Origin of the sequence: Mesorhizobium sp. M0778 (assembly GCF_040320105.1) — a bacterium.
Lineage (GTDB): Bacteria > Pseudomonadota > Alphaproteobacteria > Rhizobiales > Rhizobiaceae > Mesorhizobium.
Genome location: NZ_JAMYPA010000041.1, coordinates 1 through 24123 on the forward strand (window position 1 = coordinate 1; position 24123 = coordinate 24123).

The 24123-nt window shown below is 58.4% G+C and carries 21 protein-coding genes and 2 pseudogenes; 21 read left to right on the forward strand and 2 right to left on the reverse strand.

The window, feature by feature from the left end:
* The 19 genes and pseudogenes from NKI22_RS30665 to NKI22_RS30755 form a co-directional block, all read left to right on the forward strand.
* Positions 1-545: pseudogene (locus tag NKI22_RS30665) on the forward strand (type II toxin-antitoxin system HipA family toxin); the annotation flags it as partial.
* A gap of 484 nt (positions 546-1029) precedes the next feature.
* Positions 1030-1923, forward strand: a complete 894-nt coding sequence (gene nifH, locus NKI22_RS30670; RefSeq protein WP_352706870.1) for a nitrogenase iron protein — start codon at positions 1030-1032, stop codon at positions 1921-1923.
* 98 nt (positions 1924-2021) lie between these two features.
* Complete coding sequence (gene nifD / locus NKI22_RS30675) at positions 2022-3524, forward strand: nitrogenase molybdenum-iron protein alpha chain (protein WP_352905946.1); 1503 nt, start codon at positions 2022-2024, stop codon at positions 3522-3524.
* Between the two features lie 128 nt (positions 3525-3652).
* On the forward strand, positions 3653-5194 hold the full coding sequence (nifK, locus tag NKI22_RS30680; RefSeq protein ID WP_352764549.1) for a nitrogenase molybdenum-iron protein subunit beta: 1542 nt from the start codon (positions 3653-3655) through the stop codon (positions 5192-5194).
* Between the two features lie 64 nt (positions 5195-5258).
* On the forward strand, positions 5259-6749 hold the full coding sequence (gene nifE, locus NKI22_RS30685) for a nitrogenase iron-molybdenum cofactor biosynthesis protein NifE (RefSeq protein ID WP_352959602.1): 1491 nt from the start codon (positions 5259-5261) through the stop codon (positions 6747-6749).
* Between the two features lie 9 nt (positions 6750-6758).
* Positions 6759-8141 carry a nitrogenase iron-molybdenum cofactor biosynthesis protein NifN gene (gene nifN / locus NKI22_RS30690; protein ID WP_352959604.1) on the forward strand — a complete coding sequence of 461 codons (1383 nt, stop codon included), beginning with the start codon at positions 6759-6761 and terminating at the stop codon, positions 8139-8141.
* Positions 8107-8604, forward strand: coding sequence for a nitrogen fixation protein NifX (gene nifX, locus NKI22_RS30695; RefSeq protein ID WP_352959606.1), 498 nt, complete (start codon positions 8107-8109; stop codon positions 8602-8604). The genes nifN and nifX overlap by 35 nt, the downstream gene beginning before the upstream one ends.
* A 17-nt stretch (positions 8605-8621) precedes the next feature.
* Positions 8622-9101 (forward strand): NifX-associated nitrogen fixation protein, encoded by a 480-nt coding sequence (locus tag NKI22_RS30700; RefSeq protein ID WP_352959608.1) that lies wholly within the window; start codon positions 8622-8624, stop codon positions 9099-9101.
* A 472-nt stretch (positions 9102-9573) separates the two neighbouring features.
* On the forward strand, positions 9574-10302 hold the full coding sequence (locus NKI22_RS30705) for a response regulator transcription factor (RefSeq protein ID WP_352959610.1): 729 nt from the start codon (positions 9574-9576) through the stop codon (positions 10300-10302).
* A 114-nt stretch (positions 10303-10416) separates the two neighbouring features.
* The gene (locus NKI22_RS30710; protein ID WP_352959612.1) at positions 10417-11304 is read left to right on the forward strand and encodes a universal stress protein; all 888 of its coding nucleotides are present in this window, start codon (positions 10417-10419) and stop codon (positions 11302-11304) included.
* Positions 11305-12487: 1183 nt separating this feature from the next.
* Positions 12488-13636, forward strand: coding sequence for a TlpA disulfide reductase family protein (locus NKI22_RS30715; protein WP_352959614.1), 1149 nt, complete (start codon positions 12488-12490; stop codon positions 13634-13636).
* 438 nt (positions 13637-14074) lie between these two features.
* A complete protein-coding gene (locus NKI22_RS30720) occupies positions 14075-14458 on the forward strand; it encodes a DUF269 domain-containing protein (RefSeq protein WP_352959616.1) in 384 nt (127 codons plus the stop codon).
* 25 nt (positions 14459-14483) lie between these two features.
* Positions 14484-14687, forward strand: a complete 204-nt coding sequence (locus tag NKI22_RS30725) for a CCE_0567 family metalloprotein (protein ID WP_352850828.1) — start codon at positions 14484-14486, stop codon at positions 14685-14687.
* Positions 14684-15001: a ferredoxin III, nif-specific gene (gene fdxB, locus NKI22_RS30730; RefSeq protein ID WP_352850792.1), complete on the forward strand. Its 318-nt coding sequence runs from the start codon at positions 14684-14686 to the stop codon at positions 14999-15001. The genes NKI22_RS30725 and fdxB overlap by 4 nt, the downstream gene beginning before the upstream one ends.
* Positions 15002-15030: 29 nt before the next feature.
* Positions 15031-15354 carry an exopolysaccharide production repressor protein gene (locus tag NKI22_RS30735; protein ID WP_352959618.1) on the forward strand — a complete coding sequence of 108 codons (324 nt, stop codon included), beginning with the start codon at positions 15031-15033 and terminating at the stop codon, positions 15352-15354.
* Between the two features lie 348 nt (positions 15355-15702).
* Positions 15703-16716, forward strand: coding sequence for a 1-aminocyclopropane-1-carboxylate deaminase (locus NKI22_RS30740; protein ID WP_352959620.1), 1014 nt, complete (start codon positions 15703-15705; stop codon positions 16714-16716).
* A 320-nt stretch (positions 16717-17036) separates the two neighbouring features.
* A complete protein-coding gene (locus tag NKI22_RS30745; protein ID WP_352959632.1) occupies positions 17037-17738 on the forward strand; it encodes a radical SAM protein in 702 nt (233 codons plus the stop codon).
* Positions 17668-17883, forward strand: a complete 216-nt coding sequence (locus NKI22_RS30750) for an SPASM domain-containing protein (protein ID WP_352959622.1) — start codon at positions 17668-17670, stop codon at positions 17881-17883. The genes NKI22_RS30745 and NKI22_RS30750 overlap by 71 nt, the downstream gene beginning before the upstream one ends.
* A gap of 173 nt (positions 17884-18056) precedes the next feature.
* Entirely contained in the window at positions 18057-18239 is a 183-nt protein-coding gene (locus tag NKI22_RS30755; protein ID WP_352959624.1) for a hypothetical protein, read from the forward strand.
* Positions 18240-18330: 91 nt separating this feature from the next.
* Here the strand turns inward: NKI22_RS30755 and NKI22_RS30760 are convergent, their stop codons facing one another.
* Entirely contained in the window at positions 18331-19599 is a 1269-nt protein-coding gene (locus tag NKI22_RS30760) for an ATP-grasp domain-containing protein (protein WP_352959626.1), read from the reverse strand.
* A gap of 993 nt (positions 19600-20592) precedes the next feature.
* Between NKI22_RS30760 and NKI22_RS30770 the strand changes: the two are divergent.
* A pseudogene (locus NKI22_RS30770) lies at positions 20593-20832 on the forward strand (helix-turn-helix transcriptional regulator); the annotation flags it as partial.
* Positions 20833-21027: 195 nt separating this feature from the next.
* Here NKI22_RS30770 and NKI22_RS30775 read toward each other — a convergent pair.
* Positions 21028-22368: a hypothetical protein gene (locus NKI22_RS30775; RefSeq protein ID WP_352959628.1), complete on the reverse strand. Its 1341-nt coding sequence runs from the start codon at positions 22366-22368 to the stop codon at positions 21028-21030.
* A gap of 200 nt (positions 22369-22568) precedes the next feature.
* Here NKI22_RS30775 and ectB point away from each other — a divergent pair, with 200 nt between their 5' ends.
* On the forward strand, positions 22569-23843 hold the full coding sequence (gene ectB / locus NKI22_RS30780; RefSeq protein ID WP_352959630.1) for a diaminobutyrate--2-oxoglutarate transaminase: 1275 nt from the start codon (positions 22569-22571) through the stop codon (positions 23841-23843).
* Positions 23844-24123: the final 280 nt, after the last annotated feature.

Sequence of the window (24123 nt, forward strand, 5' to 3'; positions counted from 1 at the left end):
CGCGGCGCCGATGGCGATAGGATTCACATTGAGGATTTTGCTCAGGTCTTCGGTGTCTATTCCTCGCGCAAATACGAGGGCGCTGCTTACCATGACATAGCCTTGGCCCTTGGCGCGGCCGTCTCGCCTACGGCTGCTCTCGAATTCGTCCGCCGCCTGGTGCTGACGGTCATCACCGGCAATGGCGACGTGCACCTGAAGAACTGGTCTTTGATTTATCCCGGTAAAGGCGACAAGCCGGTGCTTGCACCAATCTACGACGTTCTGTCGACCGTGCCATATAGTCCCGCCGACGCCATGGCGCTTTCGCTTGGAGGGGAGCGCTCGTTCAAGGCGCTAGCAGCACCGCGATGGAAGGCATTTGCGAACCGCGCAAGGCTTCCGGAGCGGCAGTCCTGAAGGCCGTGGTCGAGACCGTCGAACTCGTCAACGAGCACTGGTGGCATCTGCCTGAGCGCGACGTTGTCGCGGCGAAAGTGCTCGGGTGGATCGACGAGCATGTGAAGGCGATGACGCCGATACTGAACTCCTGCGCCGATAAGTGAGCCGAGTCGCCTTGGGTTGGTGAAATGGCGGAATTATCGCCCGTGGCCCCGTATAGATGGCCGTGGATCGATGGTGTGCCAGCGGAGCGCGCAGATTCCGCGCAGTGTCGATGAGGACACGCGAGACCAAGCACGTCAGCTCGCCGGAACAGAAGGGTTCGCAGCATCCCGCAATTAACGCAAAGGGTCGAGATGCTGTTCGCCCATCTCAACACAACGATGCGGCTCGAATGAATGCGGTGACTGAGGATCGCGATCCGACGCTTTGTGTCGCCATTGTCGGGTCCGCTACATGGCTTGTTCCGACGATCCTTTCTTTGGCTTCAAGCTAAATACCTGAAAAGCAACCATAAAATTATTCTTCGGTTCGACCAGCCAAATTGGCACGAGTCTTGAAATCCTTGGGTGCGAGGCGGCGACAGCTGCCCGACCGGCATTCGTGTCGCGGCAGCCGCGATGAATGGAACGAAGGAAGGAAAGCTACATGTCAGGTTTGCGTCAGATCGCCTTTTACGGCAAGGGCGGCATCGGCAAGTCCACCACCTCCCAAAATACCCTCGCCGCCCTTGTCGACCTCGGGCAGAGAATCCTCATCGTCGGCTGCGACCCCAAAGCCGACTCCACCCGCCTGATCCTGAACGCGAAGGCGCAGGATACGGTCCTGCACCTCGCGGCTCAGGAAGGTTCGGTGGAAGACCTCGAACTCCAGGATGTGCTCAAGGTCGGCTACAAAGGCATCAAATGCGTGGAGTCGGGCGGCCCCGAGCCGGGTGTCGGCTGCGCCGGTCGCGGCGTGATCACCTCGATCAACTTCCTCGAGGAGAACGGCGCCTATGACGATGTCGACTATGTCTCCTACGACGTGCTCGGGGATGTAGTGTGCGGCGGTTTCGCGATGCCGATCCGCGAGAACAAGGCTCAGGAAATCTACATCGTCATGTCCGGCGAGATGATGGCGCTCTATGCCGCCAACAACATTGCCAAGGGTATCCTGAAATACGCTCATTCGGGTGGCGTGCGGCTCGGCGGCCTGATCTGCAACGAGCGCCAAACCGACCGCGAGCTCGACCTCGCCGAAGCGCTGGCTTCCAGGCTCAATTCCAAGCTCATCCACTTCGTGCCGCGCGACAACATCGTCCAGCACGCCGAGCTCAGGAAGATGTCTGTGATCCAGTATGCGCCGGACTCCAAGCAGGCCGGGGAATACAGGGCGCTGGCCGAGAAGATCCATAACAATTCGGGCCAGGGCACCATCCCCACCCCGATCACCATGGAGGAGCTCGAGGACATGCTGCTCGACTTCGGCATCATGAAGACGGACGAGCAGATGCTTGCCGAGCTTCAGGTCAAGGAAGCGGCGAAGGCGGCCGCACGGTAACGACCGCTACTGACTGGTGGCGCGGCCTGACGTGGCGCGCCTTTCAAAGAACGGCGCCTCGTTGGTGAGGCGTCACCCTGAACCTTGAAAGGGGTCTCATGAGCCTGGAATACGAGAATGACGGCGCCCTCCATGCGAAGCTTATCGAGGAGGTGCTGTCGCAATATCCTGACAAGGCGGCGAAGCGCCGCAAAAAGCACCTCAGCGTCGCAAAGAGCGGCGACGAGGCTGGCGAGGAAAGCGAGGTCCTTTCCGAATGCGAGGTCAAATCGAATATCAAGTCCATCCCCGGAGTGATGACGATTCGCGGCTGCGCCTATGCCGGCTCGAAAGGCGTGGTCTGGGGTCCAGTCAAGGATATGGTCCATATCTCGCACGGCCCGGTCGGCTGCGGGCAATATTCCTGGTCGCAACGCCGCAACTACTACGTCGGCACGACCGGCATCGACACGTTCGTCACGATGCAGTTCACCTCCGATTTCCAGGAGAAGGACATTGTTTTCGGCGGCGACAAGAAGCTGGAACGGATCATCGACGAGATCGAGGAACTGTTTCCGCTGAACAAGGGCATGAGCGTGCAATCCGAATGTCCGATCGGCCTGATTGGGGACGACACCGAAGCTGTGTCCCGCAACAAGGCCAAGGAGCACGAAAAGACGATCGTGCCGGTGCGCTGCGAGGGCTTCCGCGGCGTCTCGCAATCACTCGGCCACCACATCGCCAACGATGCGATCCGCGACTGGGTGTTCGAGAAGAAAGACGTCGAGTTCGAGGCCAGCCCGTACGATGTCAATGTGATCGGCGACTACAACATCGGCGGCGACGCCTGGGCTTCGCGCATCCTGCTCGAGGAGATGGGCCTGCGCGTGGTCGGCAACTGGTCGGGCGACGCTACGCTGGCCGAAATAGAGCGAGCGCCAAAGGCCAAGCTCAATCTCATCCATTGCTACAGGTCGATGAACTACATCTGCCGGCATATGGAGGAAAAGTATGGCATCGCCTGGATGGAGTACAATTTCTTCGGCCCCTCCCAGACGGAAGCCTCTCTGCGCAAGATAGCCAAGCATTTCGGACCGGAAATCGAGGCCAAGGCCGAGGCGGTCATCGCCAAATACCGGCCGTTGGTAGATGCCGTCATCGCCAAGTACCGGCCGCGCCTCGAAGGCAGGACGGTGATGCTCTATGTCGGCGGGCTGCGCCCCCGTCACGTCGTAACGGCATATGAGGATCTGGGCATGGTGATCGTCGGCACTGGCTATGAATTTGGCCATAACGACGACTATCAGCGTACGGGCCATTACGTGAAGAAGGGCACGCTGATCTATGACGACGTGACTGGTTACGAGCTGGAGAAGTTCATCGAGGGGATCCGTCCTGATCTCGTTGGTTCCGGCATCAAAGAAAAGTACCCGGTCCAGAAGATGGGCATACCGTTCCGTCAGATGCATTCCTGGGATTATTCCGGCCCGTATCACGGCTACGACGGCTTCGCCATCTTCGCCCGTGACATGGATCTGGCCATCAACAACCCAGTCTGGAACCTCTACGACGCCCCCTGGAAGAAAAAAGCCGAGCCGTCGGCGGCGATCGCAGCCGAATGAAAACCTGGCCTCCCGGAAGCCGGGAGGCCGTTGAACGCCTGTGGCCCTTTTGTCCGCGGGAGACTTGAAACGTTTCGACGTCCCTGTGCCGCCGTATGGCGGGCCAGATGGAGAAGAGGTAACCACCCATGCCGCAGTCGGCTGAAAAAGTTCTCGACCACGCGCCCCTGTTCCGCGAGCCGGAATACAGGCAGATGCTCGCCGAGAAGAGGCTGAATTTCGAATGTCCTCACCCGGACCAGGTCGTTACCGACCAAGGCGAATTCACCAAGACGTGGGAATACCGCGAAAAGAACCTCGCTCGCGAAGCGCTTGTCGTGAACCCCGCCAAGGCCTGCCAGCCGCTCGGCGCGGTGTTCGCGGCCGCGGGCTTCGAGCGAACCATGTCCTTCGTCCACGGCAGCCAGGGCTGCGTGGCCTATTACCGCTCGCACTTATCGCGCCATTTCAAGGAGCCTGCTTCGGCAGTTTCCTCCTCGATGACCGAGGACGCGGCAGTGTTTGGTGGCCTGAAGAACATGGTCGACGGGCTCGCCAACACGTACCAACTTTACGACCCGAAGATGATCGCCGTCTCGACCACTTGCATGGCGGAGGTCATCGGCGACGACCTGCACAGCTTCATCGAGAACGCCAAGGACGAAGGCTCGGTCCCGCGCGACTTCGACGTGCCCTTCGCCCACACGCCGGCCTTTGTCGGCAGCCATGTCGACGGCTATGACGTTGCGGTCAAGGGCATTTTGGAGCATTTCTGGAAAGGCGAGGAGCGAACGGAAGCCGAGGGAACCATCAACATCATTCCGGGCTTCGACGGCTTCTGTGTCGGCAACAACCGGGAACTCAAGCGCCTGCTCGATCTGATAGGCGTGTCCTATACCTTTATCCAAGACGCCTCTGACCAGTTCGACACGCCGTCGGACGGCGAATATCGCATGTATGACGGCGGCACGAAGATCGAAGACGTGAGGAAGGCACTCAACGCCGAGGCGACACTTTCGCTACAGCATTACAACACCCGAAAAACACTGGAGTATTGCGAGGGGGTAGGGCAGGCGACTGCCTCGTTTCATTACCCGCTCGGAGTCCAGGCGACCGACGACTTCCTGATGGAGGTCTCCGCGATTTCCGGCAAGCAAATCCCCGAGGCAATCCGCCTGGAGCGCGGCCGACTTGTTGACGCCATGGCGGACAGCCAATCCTGGCTGCACGGTAAGAAATATGCCATCTACGGCGATCCGGACTTTGTCTACGCCATGGCCCGCTTCATCATGGAGACGGGCGGCGAGCCGACCCATTGCCTCGCCACCAACGGCACCTCGGCATGGGAAGCGGAGTTGAAGGAACTGCTTGCATCATCGCCCTTCGGCAAGGACGCTCAAGTCTGGGCGGGCAAGGACCTCTGGGCCATGCGCTCGCTGCTCTTCACCGAGCCGGTGGACCTGCTGATCGGCAACTCCTATGGCAAGTATCTGGAGCGCGACACCGGCACGCCGCTGATCCGGCTGACGTTTCCGATCTTCGACCGGCACCATCACCATCGCTTTGCGCTCATGGGCTACCAAGGCGGGTTGCGCGTCCTGACGACGATCCTCGACAAGATCTTCGACAAGCTCGATCGCGAGACAAGCGAGACGGGCGTGACGGACTATTCGTATGACCTCACCCGCTAAGGGTGGCGGCCGGCTCTTCGGTGAGGCCGGTCGTCTTCCCGAAGGGACTTCGGAGACCAACGCAATGTCCTCGCTCAGAGCCAAAATCCAGGATGTCTTCAACGAGCCTGCCTGCGAGCAGAACCGCGGCAAGGATGCCAAGGCGCGCAAGGAGGGCTGTTCGAAGCCACTGACCCCCGGGGCGGCGGCCGGCGGCTGTGCCTTCGATGGCGCCAAGATCGTGCTGCAGCCGATCACCGACGTCGCGCACCTGATCCATGCGCCGCTCGCCTGCGAGGGCAATTCCTGGGACAACCGCGGTGCGGCTTCGTCCGGGCCAACGCTCTGGCGCACGAGCTTCACGACCGATCTCACCGAACTCGACGTGGTGATGGGGCGGGGCGAGCGGAAGCTCTTCAAAGCGATCCGCGAGATCAAGGAAGCGTATGGGCCGCCGGCTATCTTCGTCTATCCGACCTGCGTGACGGCGCTGATCGGCGACGACATCGAGGCCGTCTGCAAGCGCGCGGCGGAAAAGTTCGGCCTACCGGTGGTGCCGGTCAATGCGCCAGGCTTCGTCGGCTCCAAGAATCTCGGCAACAAGCTTGCCGGCGAGGCGTTGCTCGAGCATGTCATCGGCACGGTAGAACCGGACGACGCCGGACCCTATGACATCAACATTCTTGGCGAATTCAACCTCTCGGGTGAATTTTGGCTGGTGAAGCCGCTGCTGGATCGGCTCGGCATCCGGGTGCGCGCCTGCATTCCGGGCGACGCGCGTTACTTCGACATTGCCTGCGCGCACCGCGCCCGGGCGGCTATGATGGTGTGCTCGACCGCGCTCATCAATCTCGCCCGCAAGATGGAGCAGCGCTGGGACATCCCGTTTTTCGAGGGCTCCTTCTACGGCATCACCGACACCTCGGAAGCGCTCCGACAGATTTCTCAGCTGCTCGTGAAGAAGGGTGCCGATCCGGAGATCCTCGGCCGCACCGAGGCATTGATTGCAGAGGAGGAGGCGATCGCTTGGAAGAAGCTCGCGGCCTACCGGCCAAGGCTCGAAGGCAAGCGCGTGCTGCTCAACACCGGCGGTGTGAAGTCCTGGTCGGTCGTCCATGCGCTGATGGAGATCGGCATCGAGATCGTCGGCACCTCTGTCAAGAAGTCGACCGTCGAAGACAAGGAGCGCATCAAGCAGATCCTCAAGGACGACAACCACATGTTCGAGCAGATGGCGCCGCGCGAACTTTACACCATGCTCTCAGAACACAAGGCCGATATCATGCTGTCGGGCGGGCGCACGCAATTCATCGCGCTGAAGGCCAAGACACCCTGGCTCGATATCAACCAGGAGCGCCAATACCCTTACGCCGGCTATGACGGCATGGTGGAACTCGTACGCCAGATCGACCTCGCCATTCATAACCCGATCTGGCGCCAGGTGCGGGAGCCGGCACCATGGGATTGCCAGCCTGCGGTGAGGGAGGAACTGCCGCGCACAAAGAGCGAGACCGCGACTGTCCAGGCTTTCAAGAAATTCGCCGGCACGATGGCCGACGAACTCGGCGAGTGTTGAGGAAAGCCGATGGTCCGCATCCTTCCCCAGACCAAAGCGGCGGCGATCAATCCGCTGAAGTCGTCGCAGCCGCTCGGTGCCGCCTTCGCCTTCCTTGGGGTGGACGGCGCAATGCCGTTGTTCCACGGCAGCCAAGGCTGCACCAGCTTCGCGCTCGTGCTCTTCGTGCGGCACTTCAAGGAAGCCATCCCCTTGCAGACCACGGCGATGGACGAGGTGGCGACGATCCTCGGCGGTGCAGACCATCTGGAAGAGGCGATCCTCAACCTCAAGGCCCGCACAAAGCCAACGCTGATCGGGGTCTGCACGACGGCGCTGGTGGAAACCCGGGGCGAAGACTGCGCAGGAGACATCGCCAATATCAGGCTGAAGCGCAGGGAAGAACTCGCGGGTACGGAGGTGGTGCTAGCCAACACACCGGATTTCGACGGTGCGATAGAAGAGGGTTGGGCCAAGGCGGTCACCGCGATGATCGAAAGGATTACGCGTCCCGGCGAGCAGGCGCGGCAGTCGAAGAAGATCGTGATCCTGCCTGGCTGGAACCTCACTGTGGCTGATATCGAGCATTTGCGTGAGATGGTTGAAAGCTTCGGACTGAAGCCCGTGATTCTGCCGGACGTCTCCGGCTCGCTCGACGGGACGGTGCCCGACCGCTGGGTCACGACCACCTATGGCGGCACCAGTGTCGAGGATATCCGTGAACTTGGCACGGCCGAGCAATGCATCGTCATCGGTGAGCATATGCGCCGCCCGGCCGAGCTGCTCCAGAGGTTGACCGGCGTGCCTTACGTGCTGTTCCGGTCGCTGACTGGATTGAAGGACGCCGACCGGTTCGTCTCGCTTCTCTCTGCGGTTTCGGGCGCGGGGGCGCCGGCTGGGGTGCGCCGTCGCCGGGCGCAGTTGCAAGACGCCTTGCTCGACGGACATTTCCACTTTGGAGGCAAGAAAATTGCGATCGCTGCTGAACCAGACCAACTCTACCAACTCGCGAGCTTCTTCATCGGAATGGGCTCCGAAATCACGGCGGCGGTCACCACGACCGCTATGTCGAAAATTTTGGAGGAAGTACCGGCGCAGTCGGTTCAGATCGGCGATCTCGGCAATTTGGAAGCTCTTGGCGCCGACGCTGATCTTCTCGTCACCCATTCCCATGGCTACCAGGCGGCGCAGCGCCTCGGCATTCCGCTCATGCGGGTCGGCTTCCCGATCTTCGATCGGCTCGGCAGCCAGCACAAGCTCACAATCCTCTACCAGGGGACCCGCGACCTGGTTTTCGAGGTTGCCAATATTTTCCAGTCTAACTGGCAGGCGCCGACACCTGAAGAACTTGATCCCCTCCGCAAGCGAGAAACGCCAGATGGCCCCCGTCCGCCGCCTCTCGCTCGTCACTGACGAGGTTCACGCACCGACGCCGGAACGCCAAGCCGGCGCATTGCGCGTGGCGATCGCCACGCAGGACATGAAGAACCTCAACTCCCATTTCGGTTCGGCCAGGCGCTTTGCCGTCTACGACGTGGGACGCGAGGAGTGGAATCTCGTCGAGGCCGTGGCCTTCGATGACGTTTCCGACGAGAGCGGGAAGCATCGAACTGAGGGCGACGACCGCATCACCCCGAAGGTGGAGGCGCTGAAGGGCTGTCATCTCCTGTTTTGTCTGGCGATCGGCGGACCTTCGGCAGCCAAGGTTGTTTCGGCAAAAATTCATCCGATCAAAGTGCCGCACCCCCAAACCATCCAAGAGGTGCTGTTGCGTACGCAGATGATGCTCAGGACGTGTCCTCCCCCTTGGCTGCGCAAGGTGTTGGCGCAGGCAGGTGTCGCCGAACAGAAACCGTCCTTCGAGGACGAGGACTGAAATGAGGAGTGGGCGAAATGTCTGACCCCGTGGTTACCCCTGCTGTCGCCGAAGACGAGGCGGCCCTTGCCACCCCGTTCGTCAAATGTCTCGTGCGGCTGGTCCGGGCTCATGATTCCCACGGGTCTTGGGAAGGCAAAACAGACGCCGAACTTCTGGCTGACTTCATCGTCACCAAGGAACAGCGCCGTGCGATCCCGATCATCGGCGATCCCGATCCCGACGTGCTGTGGAGGCTCGAGATTTTTTACGCCGCCGTCGGGCTTGCGATCGAGGAGCGCTCCGGCCTGATGGCATCGCCGATGATGGAGATGAGCCATGAGGGCTTTGGGCGCGTGGTTTTCACGGCAGGGCGGTTGGTCGTTTTGTCGAAGGCCCTGCGCGACGTTCATCGGTTCGGCTTCGAGACGTTCCAGAAACTCGCCGAGGCCGAAACGAAACTGGTCGACGCTGCGATCGCAGCCATCGAAGCCTATCCCGAGGTGGCACGAGCGTGATGGAACCGGTTCGAGGGAAGGAGATCGTGTCACACCTTGAGGCGCTGCATAGAAGCTCCGGAAACCCTCGCGGGCGGGGCTGCGAAGAAGGAATGCGCAACCCTCGCCGAGGACCTTCCCATCAACTTGAGCGAGATCAAGGCCGTCACCAGGAAAACGTTCGAGTTTTTTGCCGAGGGGACGATGCCAAGGAGAGAACTCGCCGCATTGGAGAATTCATGATGACGAGCCCTTCCGTTACCCGCGACGTCCAGAAGGATCCCGGAATATGCGACCGCTATCAACGCGACGACCTGCATCGGTTGCTGTCGCGGCCTCAAGATCTGCTGGCGCGAGGTCATGCAACTTCACGGCATGGATCAGGCGGGTGATACCGTCGGCTTCTGCGCCGCCCAGGGGGACGACCTCTATGCCGAGCTCAATCAACCCATGCGACCGAGGCAGAATTGATGGTTTAAACGGGGCAGCACCGATGAAGCCACTCGTCCTGATCTGTTCGGAAGATCTGGAGTTCTATCTGGTCCACAGCCACGTCCTCCAGGTGGATGGCTTCAGGATTGAACTGGCCAGAAGCGTGGAGGAAGCGCTGGCATTAGCCAGTGAACGGGAGCCGCAGGCCGTGGTGCTGGATTGCCAGCCGGCAAGCTCGACAGGGTCCACCATCTGTGCCCAGCTCAAGGCGGAGTGCCGGAACGGAGGCCTGCTGGTTATTGCCCTGATCGCGCCCGGCGCGGGGAACCAAGAATTCGATCTCTTGAAGGCAGGCATTGACGAAAGTTTTGTGCGGCCAATCGCACCGGCCAAGCTGCTCGACTGTCTACGGGCGAACCTGGCGCTGGCGAAACCCGGTTCAAACGGGATTGCAAACGGCGGCAGATTACTCCGCTGTGGCAGCCTTGAGATGAACGTCGATGCCCGCCGAGTCCGCGGTAACGGCCAAGACATCCACCTTGGACCGATCCAGTTCAAGCTGCTGCGGCATTTGCTCGAGACTCCCGGCATGGTGTTCAGCCGAGTCGAGTTAAAGAACGCAGCTTGGGGGGAAAAGATCCATGTCGGGGAACGCACCGTCGATGTCCATATCAGCCGGATCAGAAAGGAGCTGGAGAGGACATCGGCCGGCAGCGTCATTCGAACCATCAGGTCCGACGGCTACTCGCTGGAGGAGGCGGACGTTGAGCCTGAAGCTGACGGTGAATAGGCATCAGTGCGCTGCCACTCGCATCTCCGTCGTGCTGGGGCGCAAGTCTAGCGGCCTCGAACGCGCTTACAAGTACGACATACGCAGAACACATACTCAGAAAGAAGCAGTCAGATGGCTTTCAGAAGCGTGCTCAGTGTGACGGGAGCTGACCACTCCGATCAGGAGGTCAGAACAGCTGCCAGCTTGTGTGCCGAGGTCGGAGCGCATCTTTCCGTACTGATCATATCGCCTCCGCCGCGCGTTATGTCGCCTCCGCTGCTAAGCGATGGCATGCACGCGTGCCCTACGCAACGCGCCCAGGCCATTGCCAGACTGGACAAACGGTTTAGGCAGATCGAAAGATTTTCACAGGACATGGCCAGACTGGAAACAACATCCAGGGAAATTCAGAAACAGCTGAGAGCCATGCGGCTTTGCTATGACGTCGATACCCACTACTGCGATCAGGCCAGCGTCGGTGACGCGGTGCGACAGCGGGCGCTCTGCAACGACCTGACAATCGTCGGCCCCGCACTTCTCAACGACATTAATCTCGGACCCCTTGTTATCAACGGCAGCCTGTTCGATACCGGAAAGCCGGTGCTTGTCGTGCCGGAGGGCGCTGAGGCGACTCTATCGCCACGGCGCGTGCTGGTCGGCTGGGATTCGCGAGTCGAGGCGTCCCGTTCGGTTCGGGAAGCGCTGGATCTGCTAGCCGGTGCTGAGGAAGTTCGTGTCGCACTAGTCGATCCGGAGGCGACCTGCACCGGAAACGGCGCCGAGCCAGGAGCCGACATCGCTGCCTATCTCACTCGGCACGGTGCTCGGGTGTCGGTTGACCGGCTGCCGAGCGCCGGCAAACCAGTGGCCACGGTGCTCGCGCAGCACGCAATCGACACGTCTGCCGACATGATAGTGATGGGCGCTTATGGCAGCCGACGGCTGCGCGAGCGGCTCTTCGGTGGCGTAACGAGATGGATAGTGGGGAAGCCGCCATTGCCGCTGTTTTTGGCTCGCTAACGGGTTTTGAAGCAGCACCGATGCTGTTCGAAGCTCTACTCCCCTGGGTCACCTATGCTGATGCCAAGTCGGAGAAAGGCCGCGGCAAACGCGCCCAGTTTCGCGAAGCTGCTCGGAGCCAATCTGCACGCGCCGTCGCCGAGAACATCCCGGACGTCTGTTTGATAGCGCGCGTTCGCGGGGCTGCTCGCCGGGAGCTGAACAACGCGATGACCGTGCCGTGGCCGAGGCCCTCAACTGCGAGTCGGGACGGTCGGGCTCTTGCCGGAGTCGGCGGGAATTGATGGCATCAATCACGTTGTCATCGCCTGGGATGGTAGCCGGGTTAGCAGCGAGAACGGCCGCGTCTTCAGTGTTTTCTGTCTGCCCGGCCAATCGCGTGGCGAGCGAGCGGCCTTGAGGCTGGTCAAAATTCCGACAACGCTCACATTCGCACCAGGCGATCCCTGCAGCGCCTGAGCACAGGGAACATAGAAAATATCGGAACAAAGCAGGAATCCCGCAGAGTGCACCGACCGGCACATGCCGGCACTCATCCTGGCCTTTTCGCCACGATCATCATCGTCAATCTGAGGATGGGGGTATTGGCGAGCCGAAGCTGGACCGGCTTCGTTGTGAAAATTCCCAGGTCGCCAGCCAGTTCAATCGCAGGGCGGGCGAGGGGGCACAGGCCGCGCTCGGATGGAACAGCCCTTTGCAATCGCAAATGGCGAGATCCGCTGCCGCCTGAGGGACCGGAACTGCAAGACTCTCAAGCCGGTGGCGTGAAGCGGACGATGATGACGGGCTTGGCGGCAGCCAGCGCAGTCATGATGTCCATCTGCTCGGTCCCTCGGCCCGAATACATGTGGAGTCGTCCGTGGCCAGGCTTTCGGGCCGGCCCGAAGCGCTAGAGGCATGTCCAAAACCGGACAGCGGCAGGAAAACATGTCGGGTTCAATACAACCGGCCATCTTGGCAGATCGAGGCTTTTGAACGCAAAATCATGGGGTTAATGCGCGCTGAGCGCGCTGGCACGGCCCTTGCGAATTGAGATGCGGCAACACTGAGGAAGGCTGGCTGCACGCAAACGCGCGAGACGAGCGATGCTCTCCTCTCCTTGAACCCGTGTGCCCCTCTCTAAGAGGCAAACAAGCTCGCGCCTAAAGTCGCGCAACCTTTGGCCATAGCTTTGGAGAACAACATGGTATTGCAAATGGGGTCCCCGGCTCCTTCGATTAAAGTCGAGAACTGGCTGCGTGGCGAGCCCCTCACGAGCTTTCAGCCCGGAAAAGTGTACATCGTCGAATTTTGGGCAACTTGGTGCGGCCCATGTGTGGACGCGATGCCCCATCTGATGCAGCTGCAGGAGAAATACAGGGACAGCGGCGTTGAGATCATCGGAGTCGCGGCTTCTGAAAACGCTCCAACGGCCGATGAGGCCCGAAGCAATCTGGACGCTTGGTTGACCGAAAAGTTCTCGAATCTGAACTTTCGAATGGCGTTCGACTCCACAGGCGAAATGAAAAAGCTTTGGATGGAGCCCAGCTTTTCTTTCTGGATTCCGACCAGTTTCGTGGTCGACCGAGACGGCCACATCGCCTTTATCGGTGGCCCGGCGAAACTCGATGAGGTTTTGCCGAAGGTGCTCAACGGCAGCTGGCGCTCCAGCGATGAAGCGAAAGCCGCCGATAAGGAGCGTATCGCCGAAAGCGAACCCATAGCGCGCGAACAAGCGTTGACGAAGCCGATCAATGCTAGATTTCGGGCGGCGGTGAAGACAGAGGATTGGAAGACGGCGCGCTCGGCAATCGAAGAGGGCATTGCCTTGTTGCCGGACAACCTCAATTTCCGCCTGGCTCATGCGAATCTGGTGCTTCACAAAATGCACGACATGTGGACCGGCTTGCCCCTCATGCACCAATTGGTTCGCGACGCGATCGACAGAAACTCCGAGGACTGGATGATCGCGGCGCTAGAGCAACTCTTCCAGCCGAACTATGATCATTCGCGCTTTCCATCTGCTGAGCGGTTCGCGATGGGCAAGGAGTTGTCCGAACACATCCTGGTACTCAATCCCCCGCAAGGCGAAGGCCCAAAGTTCTGGTCTTATCCGGCGGTCGCTCGTTACTATCATGAGAGCGGCAACAAAGATCGGGCGATCGAGTTGATCGAGCTGGCACTGACGTCGCTGGACGGTCCGGAGCCTATCCCGGACAAACTGAAACAGCACCTTCTACCGGAGTTGCTGCAGGCTCTGGCCAACTACAAGGATGAGAAGGTTTGTCACGGCGCTCTCTGCGCGGCACCGCAAAAGAATTTTTTGCCGAAGGTGTCAAAGCGCCGCCCGTAAAAGGGGGTGACGGTTGGAATGTATACTGTCCAATTCGTCCATTTCCCTGGCGCGGCCGCAGCAAGTCGGTTCCATGCAGCACAGTGTGGATCGCTTGCAGCGGGTTCGAGGCTCCAATCTTGCGATCACCTCCGGCCGCATCACGGCGGAAGCGATGCTCGACGCGAATTCCGGCCGGGGTGGAAGACCTCGCACTCGAGGACGCGTTCAAGGTCGGCCACTGGGACATCCATTGCGTGGAATCGGCCGCCCCGAGCCGGGCGCCAGCTGCGCAAGTCTGCCCGAAGTAGGCGTCCCCGAAAACAGACATCGTGCTTCGAGGAAGAGGACTGAAATGAGGAGAAGGCGAAATGTCTGATGCCGCGGTCAGCCGGGCTATCAACGAGGCCGAGGCGGCCCTTGTCATGCCTTCTGTCAGATGCCTCGTGCGGCTGATCCGTGCTCAAGACTCCTACGGCTCGTGGGAAAGGCAAATCGGACCCCACGCTGCTGGCCGACTTCACCGTCACCAGAAAACAGCGCCGTGCGATCCCTGTCATCGGAGATCCCGATCCGGACGTGCTGTGGAGGCTCGACATGTTTTACACCGGCGTGGGGCTTGCGATCGAGGAGCGCTCCGGCCTGGTGACACCGTCAATGATTGAGATGAAACCCATGGGGGCTTCGGACGATTGCTTTTTACGGCCGGGCGGTTGGTCGCTCTGTCGAGGCATCCACCGGTTCAGCTTCGAGACGTTCAGGAAGCTCGGGGAGGCCGGTACGAAACTGGTCGACGATGCGACTGCAGCCATTGAAGCCTATCCCGACGTGGCACGGGAGTGAAGAAACCGATTTCGAGGAAGGATTTATGTCAAAGCTAGATGAGATGAGGAAGAAAGTCCGAAAGCTTCAGCTGCGCGCGGCAATTGCCAAGATGAAATTGAGCGACCTCGTAGAGAAGCTCCCGGGAAAATGGACGGAGATAGTGGAAGTTGCCGAGGAAGCGTCGGCCGTTTTTGCCGAGTTGGATAGTGCCAGGAGAGAGCTCGCTGCAATGAAAAAGTCACGATGACGAGCACATTCACCACTCGCGACGGCTCCGGATGGGTGCCGGAATATCTCACCGCTATAGATGGCACGACGTGCATCGGCTGCGGCCGCTGTTTCAAGGTCTGCTCGCGCGAGGTCATGCATCTTTACGGCGTCGATGACGCGGGTGAAATCCTCGGCGCCTGCGACGGTGAAGACGACGATTTCGACGGCGAGCTCAATCGCATGATCATGGTCGTCGACCATGCCGGCCGCTGCATTGGCTGCGGAGCCTGCGGCCGCGTCTGCCCGAAGAACTGCCAGATCCATGTTGCGGCCGACCAGGTCGCAGCATGATCTGAGGAGACAAAACCAGGAAAACGGCGTTGCCCTTAAAAATCTTTTGTCGCCTCCTGGGGCTGGTGCTGTGCAGCAACGTTCTGATTGTCTACTTCGCTTCTCATTCCATCCGCACAGTAGTCGTCACGACGCTGGCTTGTTCGTTGCTCCTTCAGTTGGTTTATTTCGCAAGCGTGCTCTTTCTGATCTGGCGGTCTGGCTGCGTTAACCGAGCTGGCCAAAGGGCTGCGCATTTCGACAGTTGCAAGGAAGTGGGATCCGAGCCACCAGACCTTGATGAGGTGACGAATGAATCCGCAGATTTACTCCAGCGCGACCAAATGTTGGCCATATCGCTGCTGCTGCCTTGAGGTGCCATGACAAGGTCAGAGCTCAAGCTGGCGCAAATTTTGGACCAACCGTAAACATTGAGCAGATATTAGTCTAGAAGGAATACTGTGCATGAGAAGTCGATGGTGACCGCAATCCGGTCATTCTAGTTAATCCAGGAGATGCAGTTCTTGAACGCCATACGCATTGGGGTAGTCTCTCGCACGCCGGCGTGCGGTTGCAACTCTCAATGACGAACGAGGCGCTGTAAATAGTAATGGGACTTCTGGTGCCGGATAATGCAGATGACGGTCAAATCAAAGACGCCTCTAGACTAGAATGAATCGTGAATGGCCAATTCAGCTCCATCGCGTGTTGCCGGAGAGAAAATGCTGGAAAAGTTCGAACGCTATCCGCTCACATTTGGACCCACGCCCATCGAAAAGCTCGACCGCCTCTCCAAGCATCTGGGGGACAAGGTGGAAATCTACGCTAAACGCGAGGACTGCAACTCCGGTCTCGCGTTTGGCGGAAACAAGCTGCGCAAGCTCGAATACATTATCCCCGATGCGATCGCGTCAAATGCCGATACGCTTGTCTCCATCGGCGGCGTGCAGTCCAACCACACGCGGATGGTCGCCGCGGTCGCCGCCAAGATCGGCATGAAATGTCTCCTGCTTCAGGAGAGCTGGGTACCACATGAGGACGCCGTCTACGACCGGGTCGGCAACATTCTCTTGAGCCGGATCATGGGAGCAGAAGTGCGCCTTGTCGACAAGGGCTTCGATATCGGCATCCGCCGCAGTTGGGAACAGGCGCTCGATGAAGTCAAGTCAAGGGGCGGCAAGCCCTACGCGATACCGGCCGGGGCCTCAGTTCACAAATATGGCGGGCTTGGGTACGTCGGGTTCGCGGAGGAGGTGCGCACCCAGGAAAAACGGCTTGGGTTTGGCTTCGACTACATCATCGTTTGCACGGTCACGGGCTCCACGCATGCCGGCATGCTCGTCGGGTTCGCCAAGGACGGTCGACAGCGCAACGTACTCGGTATCAACGCCTCCGCCACCCCCGCCCAAACCAAGGCGCAGGTGCTAAGTATTGCCCGGAATACTGCGAAGCTCGTCAAGCTTGGCATGGAAATCGTGGACGATGACGTGGTGCTGCTCGAGGGATACGCGTCTCCCGGTTACGGCCTTCCGTCCGAGGCAACGAAGCAGGCCATCCGCCTGTGTGCGCGGCTCGAGGGTATAATTACCGATCCCGTCTACGAGGGCAAATCCATGCAAGGGGTGATCGATCTCGTCCAGAAAGGCTTCTTTCCAGAGGGATCGAGGGTGCTCTACGCGCATCTCGGCGGCGGGCCAGCCATCAACGGGTACAGCTACACCTTCCGCAACGGCTGACGCTCGACAGATTGCGATTTCGCCGTCCTGGCGTGCCGGCGAAGCGCTCAAACTAGGTGCGAGGGCCGCCCAGCAAACCGATGGAGCCGGGGTTTGATTGCCACCCAACGCGAAGCTGACTGAGTTCATTTGCAAAATTTTGATCGATGGAAAACGAAAATCCGCTGAGAGTATTAACATTGAATATTAGACGCCTAGTTAATAAGACGGTGTCATAGATAGAATAATTCGGTATATGCCAGCGCGCGAATAAAGCTCCGTCCTAATTAAACGAGTAAATTGTTGCTTGAATACTCGGGATTGGCCAAGAGCCCCAGAAAGTGGAGGCATATCCGAAGATCTTACAGGAACTGGGCTCTGCCATCCCGGGCGGCAGGGTTTTGGAAATAACGCCTACCACCGGCTGCATCGTCGGATGTTCTTATTGTCCGCAGGACAAGTTCGCCCATCGGCAAAGAACGATCTCTCATGTGAAGCATCTTCGTCTTGAGGATTTCAAGCGATGTCTGGCGCGCGTTCCAACTTCCGTCGACATTAGTTTCGCCGGGTACTCCGAGCCTTGGCTCAATCCGGATTGCACCGAAATGGTCGAGCACGCTTACGCCAGAGGCCATGGCATCCGGATTTTCACGACGCTTGTAGGAATGAAGGGGCGGGATCTACACCGCTTGCAAGCGATGCGCTCAAGGGTATTCGTGGTCCATGTTCTCGATGATGGCGCATACATGAATAGCCGTCTCGTCGGTGACAAGTATCTCGCTTTGATTCGTCAAGTGGTCGACACAGACATTGCCTGGATTCGGTTTATAGTCCTGGGCGAGGTCCATCCGGATATCGTCGAGATATTCCCTGCCGAAGCGCTACTTCGCACGCGGCCGGTGAGTAGCATGGGTGGAAGCGTCAACCCTAAGACCGTTGAACCGGCAGCCAATCATAGGAGCACTCACATGCGTGGACGAACGACAGTATCGGAATGTTCTTCTTCCAAACGGCGACGTTACTCTCTGCTCCAAGGATTTTGAACGGCGCCACGTATTGGGCAATCTTCTGCGCGACGAATACGAAGATCTCTTGCGCCTCCATCTGTTTCGCGTGAAACCCGGTCGGTGGGCACTAGCTAGTCTAGTCAAGCGACCGGCGTCGCCGCCAAGGCGTGGGAATCCTTGATGCGCCGTCGTGAGGCTTGCTCAATGCCGTCTGCTGATCGAGGGTGTTCATGACAGTTCCTCCGTGTAGGGGCAGTGGGTGATCGGCGGCGCGCCGGTCGGTGCCTGCTGCCGCCTCGCAATACGAGGCGAAGAAAACATTTTTGTGCTGTTTTCAGCTATTTGGCGTCAGGCATGAATGCTGCTCGTTTCAGAGAGCTTGCGATGCTGACTAAGCTCGAGCTGGCGAACCACGTCCTCGTAATTGACAAGGCGGCGAACCTGCCAATCATGCTGTTCAACTATCCGGTCGCAGGCTGGATCATGATCTCGAGTTCCTCGGTCGCGGGTGCTGCAACGGCACGGCCAAAAGCATGATCTACGTGATGCTGTTTGCTGACCTGGCGGTTCCGCAGGCACCGGAAGCTCGCCACGCGCTGCCTGTTTGCTGAATCCAGACGATCATCTCTTAACTGGCGCCGCCGCCGTTGGAGCAGAAAGCGTTGGGCTCCGAGATTGTTCTCGGAAATGGCGTGATCGACCACTCGATCAAGTCGACGGCACTCTGAAGTACCGCTTCGGTCCGAGCACGGCTCGGTGAAGCGGCGCTGACATATCCGATACAGTCTCGGTAATCGCCTTTCCTGACGATCGCCGTCTTTGGTTCAAAATAAAGCTTGACCTCGGCGACACCTTGCACAGCAGCTGCCCGACCGACACCGCCAATCGAGTCGAGCGTGCCATCGCGATCAACGACCAGGAATCGCGCGGCCGCAGTGTGCGAATGATTTCTGCGCAAATTCCATTCCTCGCCGATGACAAGTCTGATGTGCTCGGTGATTAGATCGACACCGTAAGCCAACTGAACCAGTTGAGGGTCGGGCGCGCCAGCAAGACGCGGATTGACTTCAATGACGACTGGGCCAAGTTTCGTCCACCGGAGTTCAATGTTCGTTGGCCCCCAGCCAAGGCCGAGAGCTCGCAAACAGCTCAGCGAAACAGCGGCGATACGCTCATGCTCGTCATCAGTCAGCACGGCCGGAAAGGTGAACTCACGATAGACGAAATGCGGTGGGGGGCTGAAGTCAGCAGTGCCGATCCCAATGATCTCATTTCCCATTGTATGAGCGGTATAATGGGACCCTTGTGCGAATTCTTCGACCAGTATCCTCGGCGTAGACCGCCATATGTGCTTCCCGCTCAACAGATAGGTTGTATGTTCGATTACCTCTTCGACGTTGCGGCACAATCGGACACCGCTGCTGCCGCTGCCTACGGCTGGCTTAAGGATCACCGGCAGGCCAATCTCCGCGGCAGAGCGTTTTACGTCCGTTGCATTCGCTGCCACGCGATAAGCAGGTACTGGAACTCCGGCCTCCGCGAGGAGCTGACGTTGAGCGAATTTGTCGCAGCATCGTTCAATCGATGCGGGGTTCGGTCCCGGTAGATCGAAATACCGGCAGAGCTTGGCAACTGTCGCATAGACCGACTCCAAGGCGCCCGTGATCCCGGCAATGTCATAGATCGTCTGTAACCGGCAACACTCGTGGATCAGCGCATCGAGATTGGCTGTATCGACACGGATTGCCTCGTAGCTTTCCGCCGCAAGATAGTCATAGCGAGCTGGATCAGCCGATAGGGTAATTGGATGAAGACCAAGACGCTGGGCCGTTTGCACGTATAGCAGACCCGTACCCAGTTTATTGCCTTCAAGCAGGATGAGCGCTCTTTTTGCCATCGATTGTTGACTCCGAGTTTACAAGCTGTGCGGCGGTCCACGCGTTAATCGGCATCAGCTTTCTTCAGCCGTGCCTGACTCAGGCTTTGCAGTGAGGCTGCCATCGAAATACTGGGGAACGTACCATTGTTAGTGGTTTGCGATCGCCAAGATTCTGTGAACTTATTTGAAGGATCTGTTGCAACGTTTTGGTTGCTGGCCGGGGGCACGGAGGGCCTCGGTAAATTCGGAGGGTTGGGTGTTCAAGGGACGCCAGGTTGGCCAGTCTGCAATCCTGCTTTTGCGTGCGCGGGTTACCTGGCCTAAATGTCAGCTGGGTGGTCTGAAGCAGATGATGGCCTAGCGAGGCATTGCGTCGATCACACCACAAACTACCGTTGGATCGTTCGCTTCTCGCCTCTATTGCTGGACCGCTTCAACCGGCGCAAGCGAACCAGCAGATGGCATATCGACGAGTTGGATAGTCGCTATCAGGGGGAAGAAGCACTGGATGTCGCCGGCCGTCGATGCAGATGGTCATGTCCCGGACGCGCTTGTGCAAAGCCGAAGGGAAGGCAAGCCGCACTGCGGCTGATGTGCAAGCAAGTTGTCAGGTTATCTGCTGCAAATCGGGACGCGGCTGTCTCTATCACAATACGCAGGTGTATACGATCGAATACTTCCTTCGCTTGCGCAGGAGCCCCTTGGCGGAGACAAAATCCAAGAATCCGTCGGAACCGAGACGGCTAACGCTTCGCGAAAGGGGTGCGGGCTGACGCCGAGTTTGCGCGACAAATGGGTTGGGTCGCCCGGCCTGATCTCGTATGAGATAACCATGTCCTGAACCTGCCAATTGCTACACAATTTTTGTGCTTTGCGGGAAAGCGTGGATTTCCCCTCGTCGGCTGGTTTGAGAACTATGATTGTAAATCAGCTGCTTCGACGGACGTTTTCTCGCTTGGCACATCTCCTGCGTTGATGGCGGCATACAAACTGAAGGAGCCCAAAATGTCACGTGTCGCGAAGTTCACGAATTCGAGCGCCGTCGAGGAGTCCCCCGATCTTTCTCTGAGGGAAAAAGAGTGTATTCTATGGACGGCAAAAGGAAAATCGTCGTGGGAAATAGGAGTTATTCTAGGGGTATCCAAAAATACTGTCGATTTCCATATAAAAAACGTTATGAGAAAATTGGATGCTACTAGTAGAACGGTCGCTGCTATAAAGGCAGTACACTGCGGGATGATCGAATTGTAGAAGCCGCGTTGAAGAAATTTCATGCTAAAGTCCCGTCCTTGTGCTTCAAGAGGTTTGGATTCTTGAGGCGACATTATGCAGGCGACATTATGCGTCAACATCGGTTGTTATACGAGGTTTTCTGAACCTGCCTCTTCGGAGCAGTGGCTGAAGTGATCCAGATCGGGAAATGGTGACGGTGGGCGGCGATGCACACTAAAGCAGATAGACCTCCGATTGATCTGCAAAAAAGTGTACATCGCCTGCGATCTGCCGAAGCTGTTCTTTCGGGGCCGCTGTCTCTCTCAACAACTCGCGATTGCGTCGCCTGGTGGCCTCTGAGAATGGAAGTCCGGCACTGGACAGGTAGCGAATAGCCCCCTGTGGATCTCGAACTGGGATGACGTCTCCCATCGTGAAAATACTGGGACTGAAGGGAACATCGAGCCTTCCTGCTTTGAACGCCTCCACTATGGCCTTGTGAAAATCCCTGGCCCCGACGATCGGATCGACCAGCTCAATGACCTCGCGCTCGATCCAACGCATCTCTTCTGTAATTGTCGCTTCGTCAAGTTCGATGAAATCGAATATTCTCGCCAGAGCGCATCTGGTCAACCGGATCCCGTCGACGTTAGCCTCCACCGTTGGGATACCGAGCGCCTCTTCGTAGGTCTTTGTGACAACCTTTGCGGCGGCTCCAAGCTTCGCGACCAACCCTCCGAGCAGGATAAGAGCGCTCGCCTTTGCCTTGTCTCGGGGAAACGGCCCCATGTATTGATGCAGAACGGGATAAACGCGCGGTCCGGGGGGCAAATATCGCCGTGCGAGCGAGTCGATCGATCGCAGCGCTGCAATATCCTGAAGGCTATTGCCGCCTTGAGGGTAAGCGATCAGCAGGCACTGTACTCCGTCGCGCGCGGCGCTAATTGCTTCAAGAAAGGTGATCGCCAAGGAAGTTGAAGGCGGGATCAGAACTGCTGTGAGAGTGCCGAACATCTCGCGCGACACAATGATATCTTGATCGGCGAGCTCTCCGCAAAGGCGGTCAATTCGTCGCCAAGAAGCAATTGATTCTTCAAGCGGGACTTTCTTGGCATAGGGCAGGTTGTAGGCGATGCCGCCGCCCTCGAAAGATGTAATTCCAGAAGCAATGGCAGTTTCGAAGAGATGGTCGGCAATTGGTGAGCCGTGGCGAATGTCAAGAGGCCGCTTCGTTCGCTCGTTGAGATCGCGGCCTCTGCGCCAGCCGTGGGACACCAATGGATATCCGTTCAGGGCCGCGGGGTTCTTGTGAAGTATTCGGCTAGCATGATCAAACATTCCAAGCCGGGAATAGGAATCTATGGTGAGCGTCAAAATATCCGGATTGGCTTCAGCTTCGATCCTGGATAGAAGCTCCAGCATCTCTCCGTGGCCGCCGACGCCGGATCGAGGCTGAACGGCGACCGCCCCTGTGCCTTTCGCCTCTGCAAGTAGTTGCGCGACGCAGGGTTTGTTCAGGCTTTTTATGAAATTACATGTGTCTGCCAGAGTGGGGAGTTCGTGCGTTCGGGCCATGAGTTACAACTGCACTGTTTTGTTGTTATTTGATAGTAATTAAGAAACGGCGGTGACGACACTACCATCCTAGGTAGGTGAACGGGCCGAATTTGCCATTTAAAAACCGCTGAGCCACCGCTGGAGCCTGAGTAGACACGGGCTCGTGATGGTAGGTATGGACGCAGTGCTGCGGAACATCGTCTGATTGAGGAAAAATCATGCTTCAAGAGTGTCGCTCAAACTCGCTATTTGCCTTCGAAAACCTCGAGTCGAACGTGCGGTCATATTCGCGATCCTTTCCTGTTGTGTTCAGGAAGGCCGCAGGAGCCATTCTCGAGGACGAGAATGGTTTCGAGTTTGTCGATTTTCTCTCCGGCTCGGGCGTCCTTAACTACGGTCACAACGACCCCGACTTCCTGCAAGATGCCGTTCAATACTTGAAGTCAAATGGGATTATCCACGGGTTGGACATGGCGACGTCGGCCAAAAGGCAGTTTATGGAGTGTTTTGACGCGATAATTTTGCGCCCGCGCGGTCTGACATACAAATTTCAGTTTCCTGGCCCCACCGGCGCCAATGCCGTGGAAGCCGCTTTGAAACTCGCACGCAAGGTCACCGGACGGCACAGCATAGTTTCATTCACCAATGGCTTTCATGGAGTGAGTTTGGGTGCGCTTGCTGTAACGGGTGCTCGATACTACCGAGATGCGGCAGGTATTCCTCCAGCAGGCGCAGTGTTCATGCCCTACGACGGATACTGGGGAGCCGATAGCGATACTTCAGAGTATCTGGATAGGGTGCTTGCTGATGCAAGCAGTGGTGTTGACTTGCCGGCAGCCATCATTCTGGAAACCGTCCAGGGCGAGGGTGGCATCAAGCCTGCGAGCAAGGACTGGCTTCAGTCGGTCGAGCGGCTTTGCAGAAAGAACGGCGTCCTCCTGATTGTTGATGACATTCAGGCGGGTTGCGGACGAACAGGCAATTTCTTCGGTTTTGAGTTTGCCGATTTGTCGCCGGACATCATTGTTTTGTCGAAGTCCCTCAGTGGCTGTGGACTACCGTTGTCCCTTTTGCTGCTCAAACCCGAACTAGACGTTTGGCAGCCGGGCGAACACAGTGGGACTTTCAGAGGCAACAACCTAGCGCTTGTGACCGGGACTGCTGCGTTGCGAAAATATTGGACGAATCAAAAGCTGTCTGACGGTGTTGCGGAGGCGGAGCGCGTTCTGAACGAGCGGCTTCAGCAAGTCGCTCAAAGCAGCCGAGACCACAGCCTTTCTGTCCGCGGAAGGGGCATGATGCTGGGGCTCGATTGCAGTACAGGTGAGCTGGCCGAGAAAATCGTCCGCAGGGCCTTTGAAGGTGGGCTTGTGGTAGAGCGATGCGGCGCGGAGCACCAAGTTGTCAAACTTCTTCCTCCTTTGACGATTGACCGGCAGACGCTTCAACGTGGTCTGGACATTCTGGACAAGTCTGTGCACGCAAGCGCCTAAAGCGGATCGGGGCTACATCGGGGCTACGATTTATGGTGGGGCCAAGCGCGAGGATCTGGTGCAACGTGATTACCGGCGGTGTGGCACCGAGCCGCTCGACCAATTTCGGAGGGCAGCGATGTTCAAGGGACGGCAGTTTGGCCAGTCGTGATCCTGCTTTGCGTGCGTAGATACCTGTCTAGAGCACGTCCTGTTTAATCCGGTTCATATCCTGCGGCTTTGAAGTAGTTGGCACATTCGGCTGGGGTGAAGAGGTCGACGACCGCGCCGACCGCGTCCC